This is a genomic window from Microbacterium galbinum (genome assembly GCF_023091225.1).
GTDB lineage: Bacteria > Actinomycetota > Actinomycetes > Actinomycetales > Microbacteriaceae > Microbacterium > Microbacterium galbinum.
Genome location: NZ_JAHWXM010000001.1, coordinates 1,293,360 through 1,307,378, shown reverse-complemented (window position 1 = coordinate 1,307,378; position 14,019 = coordinate 1,293,360). Strand labels below are relative to the sequence as shown.

Annotated in this window: 16 protein-coding genes and 2 tRNA genes; 11 read left to right on the top strand and 7 right to left on the bottom strand. The window is 68.8% G+C overall.

What is annotated here, in order from left to right; genetic code table 11:
* Positions 1-188 precede the first annotated feature (188 nt).
* The 3 genes from KZC52_RS06360 to KZC52_RS06350 all read left to right on the top strand — a co-directional run bounded on the left by KZC52_RS06360 (position 189) and on the right by KZC52_RS06350 (position 1,554).
* Positions 189-1,304: a M23 family metallopeptidase gene (locus tag KZC52_RS06360; RefSeq protein WP_247623205.1), complete on the top strand. Its 1,116-nt coding sequence runs from the start codon at positions 189-191 to the stop codon at positions 1,302-1,304.
* Positions 1,305-1,372: 68 nt separating this feature from the next.
* Positions 1,373-1,444: transfer RNA gene (locus tag KZC52_RS06355), tRNA-Thr, on the top strand.
* Between the two features lie 36 nt (positions 1,445-1,480).
* Positions 1,481-1,554, top strand: a tRNA-Met gene (locus tag KZC52_RS06350).
* Between the two features lie 40 nt (positions 1,555-1,594).
* Here KZC52_RS06350 and KZC52_RS06345 read toward each other — a convergent pair.
* The 6 genes from KZC52_RS06345 to KZC52_RS06320 form a co-directional block, all read right to left on the bottom strand.
* On the bottom strand, positions 1,595-2,689 hold the full coding sequence (locus tag KZC52_RS06345) for an FUSC family protein (RefSeq protein WP_247623204.1): 1,095 nt from the start codon (positions 2,687-2,689) through the stop codon (positions 1,595-1,597).
* Positions 2,689-2,895 carry a CDGSH iron-sulfur domain-containing protein gene (locus KZC52_RS06340; RefSeq protein WP_247623203.1) on the bottom strand — a complete coding sequence of 69 codons (207 nt, stop codon included), beginning with the start codon at positions 2,893-2,895 and terminating at the stop codon, positions 2,689-2,691. Before KZC52_RS06340 ends, KZC52_RS06345 begins: the two co-directional genes overlap by 1 nt.
* The gene (locus KZC52_RS06335) at positions 2,892-3,929 is read right to left on the bottom strand and encodes an iron-containing redox enzyme family protein (protein ID WP_247623202.1); all 1,038 of its coding nucleotides are present in this window, start codon (positions 3,927-3,929) and stop codon (positions 2,892-2,894) included. The genes KZC52_RS06340 and KZC52_RS06335 overlap by 4 nt, the downstream gene beginning before the upstream one ends.
* A gap of 54 nt (positions 3,930-3,983) precedes the next feature.
* Positions 3,984-4,421, bottom strand: a complete 438-nt coding sequence (locus KZC52_RS06330; protein WP_247623201.1) for an SRPBCC family protein — start codon at positions 4,419-4,421, stop codon at positions 3,984-3,986.
* A 61-nt stretch (positions 4,422-4,482) separates the two neighbouring features.
* Entirely contained in the window at positions 4,483-4,953 is a 471-nt protein-coding gene (locus tag KZC52_RS06325; RefSeq protein WP_247623200.1) for a heme-degrading domain-containing protein, read from the bottom strand.
* A 95-nt stretch (positions 4,954-5,048) separates the two neighbouring features.
* Positions 5,049-5,903, bottom strand: a complete 855-nt coding sequence (locus tag KZC52_RS06320) for an SDR family oxidoreductase (protein ID WP_247623199.1) — start codon at positions 5,901-5,903, stop codon at positions 5,049-5,051.
* A gap of 94 nt (positions 5,904-5,997) precedes the next feature.
* Between KZC52_RS06320 and KZC52_RS06315 the strand changes: the two genes are divergently transcribed.
* From KZC52_RS06315 to glmM, 8 genes are all read left to right on the top strand, one after another.
* Entirely contained in the window at positions 5,998-6,363 is a 366-nt protein-coding gene (locus KZC52_RS06315) for a winged helix-turn-helix transcriptional regulator (RefSeq protein ID WP_247623198.1), read from the top strand.
* A gap of 115 nt (positions 6,364-6,478) precedes the next feature.
* Positions 6,479-8,020: an APC family permease gene (locus KZC52_RS06310; RefSeq protein ID WP_247623197.1), complete on the top strand. Its 1,542-nt coding sequence runs from the start codon at positions 6,479-6,481 to the stop codon at positions 8,018-8,020.
* Positions 8,021-8,100: 80 nt separating this feature from the next.
* Positions 8,101-8,943: a tRNA pseudouridine(38-40) synthase TruA gene (gene truA / locus KZC52_RS06305; RefSeq protein ID WP_247623196.1), complete on the top strand. Its 843-nt coding sequence runs from the start codon at positions 8,101-8,103 to the stop codon at positions 8,941-8,943.
* 74 nt (positions 8,944-9,017) lie between these two features.
* Positions 9,018-9,686 (top strand): endonuclease/exonuclease/phosphatase family protein, encoded by a 669-nt coding sequence (locus tag KZC52_RS06300; RefSeq protein ID WP_247624723.1) that lies wholly within the window; start codon positions 9,018-9,020, stop codon positions 9,684-9,686.
* Positions 9,687-9,718: 32 nt separating this feature from the next.
* Positions 9,719-10,471 (top strand): MBL fold metallo-hydrolase, encoded by a 753-nt coding sequence (locus tag KZC52_RS06295; protein WP_247623195.1) that lies wholly within the window; start codon positions 9,719-9,721, stop codon positions 10,469-10,471.
* 181 nt (positions 10,472-10,652) lie between these two features.
* Positions 10,653-11,099 carry a 50S ribosomal protein L13 gene (gene rplM / locus KZC52_RS06290; protein WP_102194388.1) on the top strand — a complete coding sequence of 149 codons (447 nt, stop codon included), beginning with the start codon at positions 10,653-10,655 and terminating at the stop codon, positions 11,097-11,099.
* 27 nt (positions 11,100-11,126) lie between these two features.
* Positions 11,127-11,612 carry a 30S ribosomal protein S9 gene (rpsI, locus tag KZC52_RS06285; protein ID WP_247623194.1) on the top strand — a complete coding sequence of 162 codons (486 nt, stop codon included), beginning with the start codon at positions 11,127-11,129 and terminating at the stop codon, positions 11,610-11,612.
* Between the two features lie 15 nt (positions 11,613-11,627).
* Positions 11,628-12,986 (top strand): phosphoglucosamine mutase, encoded by a 1,359-nt coding sequence (gene glmM, locus KZC52_RS06280; protein WP_247623193.1) that lies wholly within the window; start codon positions 11,628-11,630, stop codon positions 12,984-12,986.
* A 71-nt stretch (positions 12,987-13,057) separates the two neighbouring features.
* Here the strand turns inward: glmM and KZC52_RS06275 are convergent, their stop codons facing one another.
* On the bottom strand, positions 13,058-13,996 hold the full coding sequence (locus tag KZC52_RS06275; RefSeq protein ID WP_247623192.1) for a Ppx/GppA phosphatase family protein: 939 nt from the start codon (positions 13,994-13,996) through the stop codon (positions 13,058-13,060).
* Positions 13,997-14,019 lie beyond the last annotated feature (23 nt).

The window sequence follows — 14,019 nt, the reverse complement described above, 5'->3', positions numbered from 1 at the left end:
CAGCCGAGGCGAGGTAGTGTTTATGCGATCGTTATTTCCGCCGCCCGAAGGCGGAACATGAGTAAGCGCCCCCGAGCTTGACGTACGACCCCGAGAGAATCGTTTTGCCCTTCGAGAATCCCCAGGCTGAATCTGCGCCCACGCGCCGCTCCAGCCGACTCCGCACTCAGGCCCACGAGGCCACCGCGGTGGGAGAGACGGCGACAGCCTCTGCATCCCCCGCGGCCACCGAGACCTCCGCGCCGCTGTCCCGTCGCGCCGCCCGCATGCTGGCGGCCGAGGCCATCGCCGCCGACGAGTCCGTCGAGAAGATCGCCGCACCCGACGAGGTCGTCTCCGAGCTCGGCGAATCGACGCCGAAGCCGGCCAAGGTCCCCCTCGTCGTGAGCGACGAGCCGATCATCATCGACGGCCCCGCCATCCCCGCGCCGACCGAGAACCTCATCGACGCGTTCGAGCAGGCCTCGCAGGCGTTCAAGGGATCGGCGTTCCACCGCGCGACCGCCTCGGTGCCCGTCGAGAAGTCGTCGATCGAAGAGATCGTGCACCTCGCCCCGCGCCGCTCCGGCCGCATCCGCAAGGTCGTCACCGTCGGGGCCTCCCTCGGTGTCATGAGCCTCGCCGGTCTCCTCGCGGTGTCGATGACCCTCCCCGCCGAGGCCCTCGCCGCCGTGCAGGGCACCTCGGCCGCCTCCGCGTCGCTGGTCGCCCCCGCTGCCGCCGACGAGAAGTCCGCGGCATCCGATGAGATCCAGGCCTTCGTCACCTCCTCCGACGTGCAGAACGAAGCCCTCGACCGCGGCGACGACTTCAGCACGATCTCCCTCGTCGAGGTCGCCGCCGAACAGGGCATCAACTACTCCAACGAGGTCTTCACTAACGACCCCGAGGCCGCCATCCAGTGGCCGTTCCTCGTCGGCGTCGGCATGAGCTACGGCTACGGCATGCGCAGCGGCCGTCTGCACGAGGGCATCGACTTCGTTCCCGGCAACGGCGCTCCCGTCCAGGCCATCGCCGACGGCACGGTGCGCCTCGCGACCGAGCAGGGCGGCGCCTACGGCGTCACCGTGTACATCGACCACGTCATCGACGGCGAGGTCATCACGAGCCACTACGCGCACATGCAGTACGACTCGCTGCAGGTGAAGACGGGCGACAAGGTCACCGTCGGAACCGTGATCGGCAAGACCGGCAACACCGGCCGTTCGTACGGCGCGCACATGCACTTCGAGCTCATCGTCAACGGATCGACCATCGATCCGCTGCCATGGCTCAAGGCGAACGCCGGTCGCTACGAGTATTGACCGGCTCGATTTCATGAGGACGCCACAGTGATGGTATTCTCGTGTGGTTGCCCCGCGAGGGGCAGCACGCCCCGATAGCTCAGTGGCAGAGCACTTCCATGGTAAGGAAGGGGTCGTCAGTTCAATCCTGACTCGGGGCTCGCAGCATTCGTCTCTGCAGAACGCGGATGCGTCGCGGCAGGGTAGCTCAGCTGGTCAGAGCGCACGACTCATAATCGTGAGGTCGCGGGTTCAAGCCCCGCTCCTGCTACAGGAATTCACCCCGGTCCTCGGACCGGGGTTTTCTGTTGCTACCGCACCTCATCCGAGGGCGCATCGGCGGGGGGACGGCTGAGGATCAGGATCCGCCGCAGATGCATCGCCGCGAGCACACCGGGGCCGATCGACTGACGCAACTCGATCGTGCGATCATCGACCGTCTCGAGGAGGAGACGCACGGCGCGCGTCGCCTCTCCTCGAATGCGATGCGCCTCGGCCGACGTCGGATCCTCGAGAGCGATCACGTCGGCGACCGCATGGCAGGCGGCGGTCAGCGGAGCGGGGAGTTCGAGATCGAGGTCGATCGCCGCGGGGCGATCCCAGATCGTGTCCGCGAGCGAGTCCGCGATGTCCCTGATGTGCTGCGAGATCCGCTCCAACGCCTCCAGCTGTCGGTGCGCATCGTCGGTCTCCCCGCGTCGACCCCACGCGCGGGGATTGCCTCGGCGACTCTCGTCCGCCTCGACGAGAGCGAAGCGCAGCGAACGTGCCGTCTCCGCGAGCGAGGTCGCGTCGTCGGCCCACTGCTCCTTCTCGGGCGGCCACGAATCCGACACCGCCTCACCGATATCGTGCAGGTGCGTCGCGAGTCGCTCGCGGAAGAGACGCAGGCTTGCCGTCGCCTCGGCGGTGAGCGGTGCCGGCGCGATCGCCAGATTCACGACGAGCCCCACGGCGACCCCGACCGACATCTGGGTGAGGTATCCCAGGGAGTAGTCGTCGGCATTCTGCCCGCCGATGATCAGCACGAAGAGGGCGGCCATGGGCACGTACTCGCGCCCCACCCCGAACCACCCCGTGCCCGAGAGGAGCACCCCGAGCCCGACGACGATCGGGATGGACCACCACGTCGGACCCACCGTGAGCACGATGATCGAGGCCAGCCCGATGCCGGCGGCGAGTCCGAGCAGGGTCTGGAGCCCGGACTTCACCGACCCCATCAGCGTCGGGTACATGCTCACCAGCGCGCCGAGGGGTGCGTAATAGGGGTACTCGTCGGTGACCCCCGGCATGTATCGCGCGATGAACCACGCGATCCCGACGGCCAGCGCGGTCTTCGCGACCAGCAGAAGTCGTGCGGGACGCGTCGCTGCCTGCAGCGCCGAACGGAAGGGCGGGCGACGCATCAATCCTCGGTGCGGAAGCCCGCGGGTTTGTGCGTGCCGTCGCAGAAGGGCTTGATGGCCGACAGCCCGCAGCGGCAGAGGGCGATCGTGCGCCGGTGGCGCTCGATCGGCGCGCCCTCGGCATCGACAAGGTCGATGTCTCCCCGGACCAGGAGGGGCCCGTCGGGATACGCGGTGATCGTCGGATGCTCGTCGTGCACGCTCATACGTCCTCCCGCTCTCGGAGCGAGGACTCGTCGCGCGACCAGGCCTCGAGGATGTGCTCCCCGACCCAGCCGTCCACCGCGAGGCAGGCGGCGGCTCCGAACATGATGTCCGGCAGCAGATCCGGTCGGTCCTCGGCGAGTCCACCGGCGAGATCGCGAGCGGCGATCTGCTCGTGCACGGCGTCCGCTTCGACGTGCTCGTCGAAGTAGTCGGTGACGTCCTCGCCGTAGCCGAGTCGACGCAGGCCGTCGGCATAGAGCTTGTTTGGGATCGACGACGTCATCTCGAAGGCCGCCAGATGGCCGACGATCGCACCGACCAGCCGACGGTTCAGTCCGAACATCGACATCATGTTGTGCGACGCGAGAGTGATCGCCGGCACATCGTCGACGTAGGTGCCATACGTGTCGTCGAGGTCCGCACCGCGCATCGCGGCGGCGAAGATCTCCGCGTGCACGCGCTCGGGGCGCCCACCGCCGTACTCGTCGGACTGGATCTCGACGAGCGCCGCCTTCGCCCGGCCGGTGAGCCTCGGGATCGCCCACGAGTGGGGGTCAGCCTCGCGCAGCGTGTAGACGGAACGCTGCAGGAAGAACTCGCGGGCCTGCTCAGGGGTCGCCTTGCGGGCGAGGTAACGCGAGAGGCTGGGTCCGTCGTCGTCCGCGGCGAGGGCGAACAGCGCGCGCCCGACGGCATCGACGGTGGGCTCCGGCATCTCCGGAATCGGAACGACATCGCGCAGGCGCTGCTCGAAGGCCGCCTCCAGCACACCACGGACCGCGATCAGCTCGGGATCCCACTCCAGGCGAGGATCCAGTCCGGGGAGCGAACCGTACGCGGAGGCGTAGAGCAGGAAGAGCGCCAGCTGCACGTCGTCGTCGTGCAGGAGATCGGATGCCTCGGCCACCGCGGCCTGCGCACTCCGCACGGTCACGGCATCCGCTTCGCCGGTCAGGCGCTTCCGCACCGCATCGCCGAGTGGGCCGCGCGGGGAGGGGAGCGGGGCGTGGGAAGTGAGGAGAGGGGAGGTCATGTGCTTCTCCGATCAGTGAGGCGGGTGCAGTGTTCTGCGCTGGCGACCGAAGGGTCAGCGAGCGCGGCCCTCGGCGAGGTACGCCAGCCGGTTCAGGGTCTCCGCATTGCGGAAGCGAAGGAGCGGCGTGGTGATCAGGCTCGGCAGCAGTGTCGCGGGCCCTTTCACCGGCTCCTCATCGATGCGCACCATGGCGCCGCCGTCCCACGCGCGGACCCTCAGGGTCACCCGAGCCTCTCCGATCGGCCAGCCCTTCGCGCGGATGACCATGCGATTCGGGGGCGACCACTCCTCGACGACGGTGGTGTCGTCGAGGAGGGCGGGCCAGACACCGACCGAGTGATGCAGCTGGGATCCCTCGGCGGGCCAGGTCTCATCGACCTCGCGCATCCGCGAGGCGCCGACGACCCAGGCCGGGTACAGCCATCCGTTCTCGAGCACCTCAAAGACATCCGCCGGGGTGCATCGGAGCGTGCGCACGTTCTTCGCCATGCGACCACCATCGCGCGTCGAGCGCCCCGGGCCCAGGGGGTTGACGCGGCGGAGGATCGTCTCAGCGCGAGAGGTGCGCGCGCAGCGCCTCCACGACCAGAGCGTGGTCGGCGTGCATCTCGAGGCCGCTCACACCGATCGCGCCCGCGAGCGTTCCGCCGATCCGGATCGGGAACCCGCCGCCCGCCGCTGCGTACAGCGCGGGGTCGAGACGGGATGAGCGCTCGAAGTCCTCGCCCCGGGAGAGGAAGTCGTAGTGCACGCCCAGAGAAGAGCGGCCGAAGTGCTCGACGACGCGGAACTTCCGCTCCAGCCAGGCGTCGTTGAGGGCGCTCGTGCCCGGCGCCGCCATGTGGAAGGCGCGTTGGCCCCCGAGGACCACCGACACGACGATCGGCAACGCGTCGGCGACGGCACGCGCGCGCAGCCAGGCGCCCACCTCCCAGGCATCCGTCACGGTGAAACGATCGACATCCAACTCCCGCTCCTCGGCGGTGATCGCGTCGAGGGCGGCCTGTGCATCGATGCTCATACTCGTGAGACTAGCGGCCCGCCCGCGCCCGGGCGCAGAAAAGCCCGGAATCCGCGAGGGACACCGGGCCTTCTGCGACGGAGATGCCGTCGAGGTCACGCCAGCGGGCGGAGACCCTCCACGAGAGGAGTGGTCGGGCGGCCGATCAGACGCGCGAGCGTGCCGTCGGTGTCGGCCAGTGCGCCGTCGCGGATGCCGGCGTCGAGCGCGGTGACGAAGCCGACGGTTCCGGCGTCGAGACCCGCGGACTCGAGAGCGGCGGCGTGCTCCTCGGCGGTCAGCGCGCGGTACTCGACGGGGCTGCCGATGACCTCGGCGATCGCGGCGGCGAGCTCGTCGTAGGTCCATGCGACGTCGCCGCCGAGCTCGTACGCCTGGCCGAGGTGGCCATCTTCGAGCAGCACGACCGCCGCGGCATCCGCGAAGTCCTTGCGGCTCGCCGAGGCCACGCGGCCATCGCCGACGCTGGCCGCCAGGACGCCGGTCTCGCGGGCCTGCGCGATGTTACCGGCGTAGTTCTCGGTGTACCAGTTGTTCCGCAGGATCACGGCGGGGATGCCGGACGCGGCGATGAGCTCCTCGGTCGCCTTGTGCTCGGGGGCGAGCACGAGATCGCTCGTCGGGGCCTTCGGAGCACTCGTGTAGACGAGCTTGCCGACTCCGGCCGCCTTCGCCGCGTCGATGACGGCCTGGTGCTGCGCGGTGCGGCGACCGACCTCGGAACCCGAGATCAGGAGCACCGAGTCGACGCCCTCGAGGGCTGCCGCGATCGTGTCGGCCCGGTCGTAGTCGACGACCGCGGTGCGCACGCCGCGGGCGGCGATGTCGGATGCCTTGGTGAGGTCGCGCACCCCCGCGACGATCGACGACGGCTCCGCGCCGCGCTCGAGGAGGCTGTCGATGACGAGGCGGCCGAGCTGTCCGGTGGCGCCGGTGACGAGAATGGTCATGAGGGTCCTTTCGTGGGAATGACACCTTCGACAACCCCGCGCTGGTTCAAAACCTTCCGACCTGCGGGTACCCACTTTGAAGTAAGGTACCTACATGACGGTGAGTTATGCGCAGATCCGGGAGAGCACCCCGCTCGTCTTCGAGCAGGGGTGTAGCACCCGCGTGATCCTCGACCACGTGATGAGCAAGTGGGGCGTTCTCGTTCTCTCGTCGTTGTCGGACGGAACGCTGCGCTGGGGAGAGCTGCGCCGCGAGGTCGACGGCATCAGCGAGAAGATGCTCGCCTCCACGCTGCGCACCCTCGCCGACGACGGCCTCGTGCACCGCGAGTCGTTCCCGACGGTGCCCCCGCACGTCGAATACAGCCTGACCCCGCTCGGGCGGGACCTCATGGAGCGGATGCTGCCGCTGATGGCTTGGATCGCCGACCACGCCGACGGGATGCTCGGGCGAAACTGAACTGCGGATTTCACTGAACTGCGGATTTCGTCGCGTGCGTACCCATTCGCGGATGGAATCAGTCGTTCGGAGAAAGTCATTGACGCGATAACCGCAATGGCCCTACTGTCTGACCATGGCAGCTACGACGCCCATCCACCTTGAACGGCCCGACGGCAAGGGGTTGGCGGCAGGCACACTCGGGCTCTGGGGTTCGACCGTCATCGGTCTCGCCTCCACCGCGCCCGTGTACTCGCTCGTCGCGACGCTCGGCTTCGTGGTCCTCGCGGTCGGCGCGCAGGCGCCCATCGCCTTCATCATCGCCTTCGTTCCGATGCTCCTCATCGCGTTCGCGTATCGAGAGCTCAACAACGCCGTGCCCGACTGCGGCACGACGTTCACCTGGGGCACCAAGGCGTTCGGCCCGTGGGCGGGCTGGATGGGCGGCTGGGGCGTCGCCGTCGCGGGCATGGTCGTGCTCGCCAACCTCGCGCAGATCGCCTCGGTCTACTTCTGGTCGTTGATCGGGCAGGACCTCGCCAACAACGACTGGCGCGTGGTCGTCGTGGCCGTCGTCTTCATCGCCGCGATGACGTGGGTGAGCTGGCGCGGGGTCGAGATCGGCGAGCGCATCCAGAACATCCTGCTCGGCATCCAGTACCTCGCCCTCGGCATCTTCATCGTCACTGCTCTCTGGCAGTTCTTCGCGGGAACGGCGCCGAACCCGACGCCCTTCGACATGGAGTGGCTGAACCCGTTCGCGTTCACCGACTGGTCGGGCTTCACCGAGGCCATCCTGCTCGCCCTCTTCATCTACTGGGGCTGGGACACCTGCCTCGCCCTGAACGAGGAGACCAAGGACCCGAAGCGCATCCCGGGCCGCGCGGCTCTGCTCACCACCGTCATCCTGCTCTTCACCTACGTCGCGGTCACGATCGCGGCCATGATGTACGCGGGCCTCGGCGAGACCGGCACGGGACTCGGCAACGAGGCCAACGCCGACGACTTCTTCCTCGCCATCAAGGACGGGCTGCTCGGACCGTTCGGGTGGGTTCTCGTGGTCTCGGTGATCATCTCGGCGATCTCCTCGACGCAGACCACGATCCTCCCGACCGCGCGCGGCACCCTCGCCATGGGCGTCTATCGTGCGCTTCCCGCGAAGTTCAAGGACGTGCACCCGAAGTACAAGACCCCGTCGTTCTCGACGATCGTCATGGGCGTGGTCGCCTCGGTCTACTACATCGGCATGACGCTCATCAGCGACAACATCCTGCAGGACTCGATCCTGTCGCTCGGCCTCGCCATCGCGTTCTACTACGCGATCACCGGCTTCGCCTGCGTCTGGTACTTCCGTCGCGACATCTTCCGCTCGCCGCGCGAGTTCTTCTTCAAGGGCCTCTTCCCGCTGCTGGGCGGACTGATGCTCACCGGGGCGTTCGTGCAGTCGGCGATCGACATGTGGGACGTCGACTACGGCTACACCGTGCTGTTCGGCATCGGCGGCACCTTCGTGATCGGCATCGGATCGCTGGCGTTCGGTCTCGTGCTGATGTTCGTCTGGTACCTGTTCCCGCGGTCGAAGCGGTTCTTCCGCGGCGAGAGCCTGAACCGCGACACCCAGGTGATGGTGCCGGATGAGCCGGCGACCACCATCCGTTCGATCGACGGCGGCATCTGACCCTTCCCGGATCGCAATGACGGCCCCGGCGTCCGCGGATGCTCCGGGGCCGTCGTCGTGGGTGTCCTAGGCTTGTCGACGTGCGCATCCGGCTCGACATCGCCTATGACGGAACCCACTTCCGCGGGTGGGCCCGGCAGCCGACGCTGCGCACCGTGCAGGGCACGCTCGAAGAGGCGCTGGTGCGGATCGTGGGTTCCGACGTGCGGCTGGTCGTCGCCGGACGCACGGATGCCGGAGTGCACGCCTCCGGCCAGGTCGCGCACGTCGACCTCGACGACGCGCAGTGGGCGCGCATCGAGTCCCGGCACGGACGCGCAGCCCTCGACCCGGCCGCCTCGATCGCCGGACGGATGCGCGGAGTGCTCGGCGCGTACTCCGATGTGGCGGTGCACCGTACCTCGATCGCGCCCGAGGGATTCGACGCGCGGTTCTCGGCGGTCTGGCGCCGCTACCGTTACCGGCTCGCGGATGAGATCGCCGGATTCGATCCGCTGCGCCGCCTCGACACGACGAGCGTGCGGGGCCGACTCGACGCATCGGCGATGGACGCCGCGGCGCAGACCCTCATCGGCCTGCACGACTTCGCCGCCTACTGCAAGCCCCGCGACGAGGCCACGACCATCCGTACGCTTCTCGACTACCGGTGGACCCGCGATCCCGAAGGAGTGCTGGTCGCCGAGGTCAAGGCCGACGCGTTCTGCCACAGCATGGTGCGCGCCCTCGTGGGTGCCTGCGTGGCGGTGGGGGAGGGGCGACTGGATGTGAGCGACCTCGTGGTGCTGCGCGACGCGCTCACCCGTACGAGCGAGTTCAAGGTGCTGGCCGCTCGGGGGCTGATCCTCACCGAGGTCGGCTATCCGGCCGACGATCTGCTCGCCGCGCGCGCCGAGCAGACGCGGGCGCGACGCGACAGCGAGTGAATCAATAACAGACCCGCGCGACCGAGACAACCCGGAGCCGACCCATAGCAGCCGGGGGTATCGTGGCAACGATCATGAAGGTCATCTCGTACAACCTCCGCAAGCACCGGGCCGCCAGCGAGCTCGTGGCGCTCGTCGGCGAGCACGATCCCGACATCCTGTGCCTGCAGGAGTGCGACGTGCAGCACCTGCCCGAGAGCATCGGCGGTCTGGTGCTCGCCGACGCGACCCAGGGGAACCGGCTCGGCCTGGCGCTGTACTACCGGTCGAGCACTTTCCGGTTGCGCGAGATCCGGGCGATCGGGCTCAAGAAGTCGCTCCACGATCGCATGCTCAAGCCCGCGCACGAGCGCATCCTCGCCGCGCGATTGGTCGACATCGACGAGGGGCGCGAGATCATCGTGGGGTCCTTCCACGCGGCTCCGCTCACGGCGCTGAACTCGCTGCGACGGCACCAGATCCGAGCGGCGCTGACGTCGCTGGCGGCCCTCGGCGACGGGCTGCCGCAGCTCATGGTCGGGGACTACAACTATCCGGTGTTCAAGGAGAATCTCGGTCAGGCCGTGCGGGACCACGGGTACGCCCTGACCCTGAGCGACGACCACACCTACACCCGCTATCGCGTGTTCCGGGGTCACTACGACTTCGCGACGTCGACGGGCTTCGAGATCGAGCGGATCACGACCCTGCCGCAGGGCACCAGCGATCATCGTCCGATCCTCGTCTCGGTGCATCCGGACTGACGCCGCAGACCCGGATGCCGCAGACTCGAAGCATGACGACGATTCCCGCAGTCCTGGTCGGCGGGCCGACGCTGTACTTCACGTACGGCGGTTACGGCTTCCTGACCGATCCGACGTTCGACGAACCCGGTGTGTACGAGGGAGGATCACGCCTGCGCAAGCTGACGGGTCCGGCCGTGCGTCCCTCCGCGCTCGGCCCGATCGACGTGGTGCTGCTGTCGCACGACGAGCACGCCGACAACCTCGACAACGCGGGTCGCGCCCTGCTGCCCGAGGTGCCGCTGGTGCTGGGCACGGCGGAGTCGGCGACGCGGATCCCGCAGGTCGCGGGGCTCGTACCGTGGCAGGAGCATCGGATCGGCGATGTCACCGTGACGGCGGTGCCCGCGCTCCACGGACCCGAGGGGGCGGAGGCCGTGGTCGGGTTCGTCACGGGTTTCGTGCTCGAGGCGCCCGGCGAGCCCACCGTCTACGTCTCGGGAGACAACGCCTCGGTCGATCTCGTGCGCCGCATCGGCGAGCGGTTCCCGGCGATCGCGATCGCCGTGCTGTTCACGGGCGCCGCGAACGTCGGCGCCTTCGGCGACACCGATCTCACGCTGAACGCGCGGACCGCGCTCGAGGCGGCGGGCGTGATGGCGGATGCCGTCATCGTGCCGGTGCACGCGGAGGGATGGCTCCACTTCTCGGAGACCCTCGAGCGGCTGGTCGGGATCTTCGAGCACGCCGAGCAGGGGCACCGGCTGCGTGTGCTGACGCCGGGGGAGCGGTCCGACCTCGCGTGAGGCCGGTTTGAGGGACCGCGCTCGGTAGAGTATGCTGTCTCTTTGGTGCCCGTGCCGCTCGTCGGCGGGGTGCATCATCCGAACGTGAGCCCTCCACTGGCGTGTTCCTCCCTCTCGGGAAGAACCACCCCGGAGTGGGATTCACGAACTTCTCCGTTCGACACAAGAAAGCAGCACTATCGTGACGCGCACTTACACCCCGAAGGCCGGCGAGGTCCAGCGTGACTGGGTCGTCATCGACGCCACCGACGTCGTTCTCGGCCGTCTCGCCTCGCACGCGGCAACGCTCCTGCGTGGCAAGCACAAGCCCACCTTCGCCAACCACATCGACTCCGGTGACTTCGTCATCATCGTGAACGCAGAGAAGGTCGCGCTCACGGGTCAGAAGCTCCAGAAGAAGCTGGCCTACCGCCACTCGGGTTACCCGGGCGGCCTCAAGTCGGTCACCTACGCCGAGCTCCTCGAGAAGAACCCGGTCCGCGCCGTGGAGAAGGCCATCCGTGGCATGCTCCCGAAGAACAGCCTCGGCCGCCAGCAGCTGTCCAAGCTCAAGGTGTACGTCGGTGCAGAGCACCCGCACGCCGCGCAGCAGCCCCAGCCGTACACCCTCGACCAGGTCGCCCAGTAAGCGCCGTACAGACTTAAGGACATACTCGTGGCTGACATCCAGGACACCACCGAAACCCCCCAGAGCTTCTCGACCTCGACCCCCGAGACCGATGCAGTCGAGGCGGCTCCCCGCCCCGTGCTCAGCGTCCCGGGCGCCGCAGTCGGTCGTCGCAAGCAGGCCATCGCCCGCGTGCGTCTGATCCCCGGCTCGGGCACGATCACGGTCAACGGCCGTTCGATCGAGGACTACTTCCCGAACAAGCTGCACCAGCAGCTCATCAACGACCCGTTCACGGTCCTCAACCTCGCCGGCGGCTATGACGTCATCGCGCGCATCTCCGGTGGTGGCCCCTCGGGCCAGGCCGGTGCGCTGCGTCTCGGCATCGCCCGTGCCCTCAACGGCATCGACGAGGAGAACAACCGCCCGACCCTGAAGAAGGCCGGCTTCCTCTCGCGCGACGCTCGCGTCAAGGAGCGCAAGAAGGCTGGACTCAAGAAGGCCCGCAAGGCGCCTCAGTACTCGAAGCGTTAAGGTCCACTGCTTCCGATGCCGATCTTTGGCACGGACGGTGTGCGGGGGCTTGCCAATGGCATCCTCACCGCCGACCTCGCGCTCACCCTGGCCCAGGCGACTGCTGTCGTCCTGGGCCAGGGCCGTACTGCGGAGGCACGCAAAGCCGAAGGCAAGCGTCTGACCGCAGTCGTGGCTCGCGACCCCCGGGTCTCGGGACACTTCCTGACCGCGGCGGTCGCCGCCGGTCTCGCCTCCTCGGGCGTCGACGTGCTCGAGGCGGGCGTCATCCCGACCCCCGCGCTGGCGTTCCTCGTCGCCGACCGTGACGCCGACTTCGGTGTCATGATCTCGGCGTCGCACAACGCGGCGCCCGACAACGGGATCAAGATCTTCGCGCGCGGCGGCGTCAAGCTGCCCGACGTCGTCGAGCAGCGCATCGAGGCCGCCATGTCCGGCGAGATGCTGCGCCCCACCGGCGAGGGCGTCGGTCGGATCGACCGGTTCTCGGATGCCGAGGACCGGTACGTCGTGCACCTCCTGGGGTCGCTGCCGAATCGGCTCGAGGGCATCAAGGTCGTGCTCGACTGCGCCCACGGCGCCGCCTCCGGCGTCTCGCCCGAGACCTTCCGCGACGCGGGAGCCGATGTCATCGTCATCGGTGCCGAACCCGACGGTCTCAACATCAACGACGGCGTCGGCTCGACGCACCTCGACAACCTCGCGGAGGCGGTCGTACGTCTCGGTGCCGACATCGGCATCGCGCACGACGGCGATGCCGACCGCTGCCTCGCCGTGGACGCCGCGGGCAACGTCATCGACGGCGACCAGATCATGGCGATCCTCGCGGTGTCGATGAAGGAGCGCGGTCATCTCACCGACGACACGCTCGTCGCCACCGTGATGAGCAACCTCGGCCTGCACGTCGCCATGCGCGAGCACGGCATCACGGTGCGTCAGACCGCGGTGGGCGACCGCTACGTGCTCGAAGACATGAACGCCGGCGGCTTCGCCCTCGGCGGCGAGCAGTCCGGTCACGTGATCATGAGCGAGTTCGCCACCACCGGCGACGGCCTGCTCACCGGTCTGCACCTGGTCGCCGAGATGGCGCGCCAGGGCAAGACGATCGCCGAGCTCGCGGCCGTGATGACCGTCTACCCGCAGGTGCTCATCAACGTGCGCGGTGTCGACAAGGACCGTGTCGATGACGACGAGGTCGTCCAGGCCGCCGTCCGCGCGGTCGCGACCGAGCTGGGCGACACCGGGCGTGTGCTGCTGCGCAAGTCCGGCACCGAGCCGCTCGTGCGCGTCATGGTCGAGGCCGCCGATGCGGAATCCGCGCAGGCCTACGCCGACCGTCTCGCCGATATCGTGCGCGAGCGCCTCGCGCTCTGAGGATCCCGGCTCTTCACCGAGCGCAGTCCCCGTCCTGAGCAGCCGCTCGCGCCCCTGCGGCCGACGCCAGCTCAGGTCGGGGACTGACCCAGCTGCTCGATGTAGCGCAGGAGCACTCCCTCGCGGAGCGCCCACGGCGAGACCTCGAGCTCGTCGACCTTCAGGACGGTCATCGCCGTGTGCAGCGAGACCGCGGCGGCGACGATCTGGAACGTGCGATCCGGTGTGATGCCCGGCAGCTCCTGCCGGGCCGACGCGGGCAGGCGCGCGAGGCGAGGGATCCAGGATCCCAGCGATGCGCGGGGGAGCAACATCCGCTCGGACCCCGACCACCCGGGCACCGGGTACCCGACGAGGCGCGCCAGAGAGCGGATGGCCTTCGACGATCCGACCACGTGGTCGGGGCGGGGGAGGTCCGCGAAGCGGGGCAGCACCTCCTCGAGGGTGTCGCGGGCGTGCGCGCGCAGACGCTCGACGTCGTCCTCCCCGGGCGGATCGTTCGGCAGGAACTGGACGGTCATGCGTCCGGCGCCCAGCGGAACGGATGCCGCGGCATCCGGGAGCTCCTCGCCACCGGCGGCGATCTCGAGCGAACCGCCGCCGATGTCGAGGAGCAGGATCTGACCCGCCGACCACCCGAACCAGCGCCGCACCGCGAGGAACGTCAGCTCGGCCTCGGTCTCGCCGTCGAGCACCTGCAGCGGCTGCCCGAGAGCGGCTTCGATCCGTGCGATCACCTCCGCACCGTTCGCGGCGTCGCGCACCGCGCTGGTCGCGGTGGCGAGCAGGGCATCGACGCGCTCCTCCTCGGCGACCCGGCGGGCCTGCGCGACCGCCCGCTCCAGCGCGACGACCCCCTCTTCGGAGATCGAGCCGTCGGGCAGCAGATACCGCATCAGGCGCAGCACCGAGCGATCGCTCGTCGTCGCGAGCGGACGCCCGCCCGGCCGCACGTCGGCGGCGAGCATGTGGACGGTGTTGGAACCGATGTCGAGGACTCCGAGGCGCACGCGTAGAGACTACCGTCGCCCCG